At 40.3% G+C, this 3,338-nt stretch carries 5 protein-coding genes; 1 reads left to right on the top strand and 4 read right to left on the bottom strand.

Annotated features, from left to right (window positions below; genetic code table 11):
- The 4 genes from AC3LHT_RS08125 to AC3LHT_RS08110 all read right to left on the bottom strand — a co-directional run.
- Positions 1-182, bottom strand: a 182-nt coding sequence (locus tag AC3LHT_RS08125) for an ATP-binding cassette domain-containing protein (protein WP_488662539.1), incomplete at its 3' end; no start/stop codon positions are given.
- Positions 179-856, bottom strand: a complete 678-nt coding sequence (locus tag AC3LHT_RS08120; protein WP_366011287.1) for an amino acid ABC transporter permease — start codon at positions 854-856, stop codon at positions 179-181. The genes AC3LHT_RS08125 and AC3LHT_RS08120, both read right to left, overlap by 4 nt.
- 25 nt (positions 857-881) lie before the next feature.
- Positions 882-1,601 (bottom strand): basic amino acid ABC transporter substrate-binding protein, encoded by a 720-nt coding sequence (locus AC3LHT_RS08115; RefSeq protein WP_488662538.1) that lies wholly within the window; start codon positions 1,599-1,601, stop codon positions 882-884.
- A gap of 24 nt (positions 1,602-1,625) precedes the next feature.
- Positions 1,626-2,315: a hypothetical protein gene (locus AC3LHT_RS08110; RefSeq protein WP_488662537.1), complete on the bottom strand. Its 690-nt coding sequence runs from the start codon at positions 2,313-2,315 to the stop codon at positions 1,626-1,628.
- 137 nt (positions 2,316-2,452) lie between these two features.
- Here AC3LHT_RS08110 and mnmA point away from each other — a divergent pair.
- On the top strand, positions 2,453-3,338 hold an 886-nt coding region (mnmA, locus tag AC3LHT_RS08105; RefSeq protein ID WP_488662536.1), incomplete at its 3' end, for a tRNA 2-thiouridine(34) synthase MnmA.

Raw genomic sequence — 3,338 nt, 5'->3', positions numbered from 1 at the left:
CCTTCATCCGGGTTTACAAGCTGATTTATACAGGCCAAAAGGGTGCTTTTCCCCGTACCACTTGGACCGATGATAACCTTTGTCTCACCTTCCTTTACGTTGAAGCTAACGCCCTTCAGAACTTCTTTTTCACCAAAACGCTTTTTTAAATTCATAACTCTCAACAAAGGATTGTTTTTCATCTTATACTCTCCTTTAGCTCAAATCCCGGAACGGAAAAAAACTCTTCGAGTTTTTTCAAGCTTCTGTTTACTGCGAAAGTTATGACGAAATAGATAGCCGCAATGGTCAAATAAATCAACATTGGCTCATAGCTGGTAGAAATAATATAACCGCCCTGTCTCAATAATTCAGTGACTCCCAAAGCATATGCCAGTGAAGAATCTTTTAAAACAATGGTGAATTCATTGGCCCAGGGTGGCAAAGCTATTCTAAAGGCTTGTGGCAGGACGACATACCTGAATCCTTGAAATTTCGTCATACCAAGCGAACGAGCAGCTCTCATCTGGGTGGCGCTGATAGACTCTATAGCTCCCCTGAATATTTGGGATTGGTAAGCTGCACTTCTGATGCCAAGTCCCAGAATCACAGCAGTGAAAGGCGAAAATCTTATGCCGGCTCTCGGAAATCCGTAAAAGATGAGAAATAATATAACCAGCTCCGGAATGCTTCTGAAGATCCGCTCATAGACGATAACAAAAGCTTTAAATACCTTTCCACCGTATACTTGTCCAAAGGAAAGGGGCAGGGCAATTGCCAGCCCCAACCCCAACGATAGGAACGTTATTTTTAACGTTACCCATGTGCCTTTCAGTAGAGTTGGAAAGGAATTTAATATTAGCGAGAACTTGTCGATGCTAATCCCTTCCCTTCTTCATAGATTAGAAATACTTTGAAATTATTTCTTCTATCTCGCCTGATTCCTGAAGGCGTTTGATTCCCTCGTTTATCAAATTTAAGAGTTCCTTGTTCCCTTCAGGTACAGCTATACCGTATTCTTCACCTGTTTTGATAATGCCAACAATTTCGACTGGCCGGCTCTTAGCATACATTTCCGCAACAGGTGAATCGAGCACAATCGCATCAACATTTTCATTTACAAGATCAGTCATAGCCAGCACGAAGGTTTCATATCTTTTGAAATGTCCGGTAAGAATTTTCGTATCTACAAGATTTTCCTCAACCCATAAATCAGCCGTTGTGCCTGTTTGGACTCCCACATTGTGCTTACCGAATAGAACGGTAATATTGATGCCTGACCCCTTTTTCACTACTACGCTTTGGTCGGCTACCCAATAAGGTGTAGAAAAATCCACAACCTGCTCCCGGTCATCAGTGATCGTCATTCCGGCAATAACCATATCAAGGTTACCAGAAGCCAGAGCGGCAATAAGAGAATCAAAGGCCATGTCCACTATCTTTACTTCAAAGCCCATTTCATCTGCTATCGCTCTGATCAAATCCATGTCAAAGCCAACAAATTCACCGTTTTCAACATACTCAAATGGCGGGAAATCCGCACTGGTACCAACCGTATAGGTTTTTCCAAAGGCAAAAACAGCAAGAAGAACCAAAAGAACTACGAGAAAACCTTTTTTCATTACCTCACCCCCAAAATAATGGTGTCAGAATATTCTGAAGTAAAATCCCAGACTGATAGAAAATTCGTCGTTTAAGAAACTGAAATTACCAGCGGGGTTAAAGGGGAAGAACACACTATGATTGCCATCTGAAATCTTTACCCCTGCCGCTTCAATATTAAAATCTAAAAGACCTGGATAGTAAGCCACAGATAACCAAAAATCTCCTTGGTGAAATGTGGAATAAAATCCGGAACGGAAGTTATAAATCCTGTGAAGAAAGGTAACGTCTGTTTCAGTTGGATCAAATATTTGGTCGTTAAATGTGATATAGTAGGGATCAGCACTCAAGGGGCTAACAAGGGTATTGTGGTAATGATATGAAAGGATTCTAAGTGCGTAACCGCTTTCAAAATTTCTCCTGACAGTTCCCATCCTGAACTCATTTCTCCCGCCGCCTAAAAACATAGCCATATCAAGCCAACACGATATGTTGAGTATGCCAATGCTGTTAGATATGCCAAAGGCGAGAGAGTGAGTCGCACTGAGATGAAGTGGAGGCTCGTTAATGGTGAAATCATATGGTCTGTACTGGTCGTCGTTGAAACTTATAATCGAATTCCAACCAGAATAGCTGATCTCATATGGACTATAAAAGCCGACTATGCCAAACTTCATCTGTGCAATGGTTATAATCGAGAAAAGGAGAAAAACAAAGATAAGGACTTTTTTCATATAACCGCCTCCTCTTTAAGATTATACTATCTGAAACACAAATCCCGACAAGTGATGATACGATGTAACAGAAACGAGAAAAATTTCTCTATTATTAAAACGAAAGTTTGACCATAAATATGAAGTGGAGTGAGAGAATGAAAATCGGTGTTGCGATGAGTGGAGGCGTTGATAGTGCTGTGGCTGCTGCGCTGTTGACGGAAATGGGTCACGATGTAGTGGGATATCATATGAAAAACTTACCCGATAGGCTCTTTGAAATAGTGCCAGAGACTAAAAAAGTTTGTTGCAGCCCTTCGGATACAACTGACGCTTTCAAAATTGCTAAAACCCTTGGAATAAAGCTAAAAATAATCAGGCTAGATGAACTATTTAGGAAGCATATAATAAATTATTTTATAGAAGAGTACAAATACGGAAAAACGCCAAATCCATGTGTACTATGCAATGATTATATAAAATTTGGTGCACTGATGGATAAAGCCTTAGAAGATGGTATGGAGATGTTTGCCAGTGGTCACTACGCTCGAATAATTAAACATCCTACCTATGGTATTTCTCTGGCAAAGGGAAAGGCAGATCATAAAGACCAGGCGTATTTTCTTTCAAGAATAAAAAAAGAAAGATTGGGCAAAATACTCTTTCCAGTGGGCGAACTCACAAAAGAGGAAATCAGGCAAAAAGCAAAAGATCTTGGTTTACCGGTGCATAAAAAGAGGGAAAGTCAGGAACTTTGCTTTATACCGGACAATGATTACCGCCGATTTTTAAATGCTGAAGGAGTAAAATTGCCCGAAGGAGATATTGTTGACACAGAAGGAAATATCATAGGAGCACATCACGGACTTTCCTTCTACACGATTGGCCAGCGAAGAGGTTTAGGAATTTCTTCAAGAGAAAAACTCTATGTGATCGACATAGATACTATTAAAAACCATCTTATCGTAGGTCCCTATGAAAAAACGTTGAAAAAGCGATTTATCGCAGCTAAGCCCAACTGGTTCATAGATATTGACAATGCAG

This window comes from Kosmotoga sp., assembly GCF_982836095.1.
Note: the sequence above shows the minus strand (reverse complement) of the source record. Positions and strands in the feature narration are given on the sequence as shown.

Coding starts and splice junctions, on each gene's coding strand:
- AC3LHT_RS08115 (WP_488662538.1), bottom strand. CDS start 1,601: ATGAAAAAAGGTTTTCTCGTAGTTCTTTTGGTTCTTCTTGCTGTTTTT.
- AC3LHT_RS08110 (WP_488662537.1), bottom strand. CDS start 2,315: ATGAAAAAAGTCCTTATCTTTGTTTTTCTCCTTTTCTCGATTATAACC.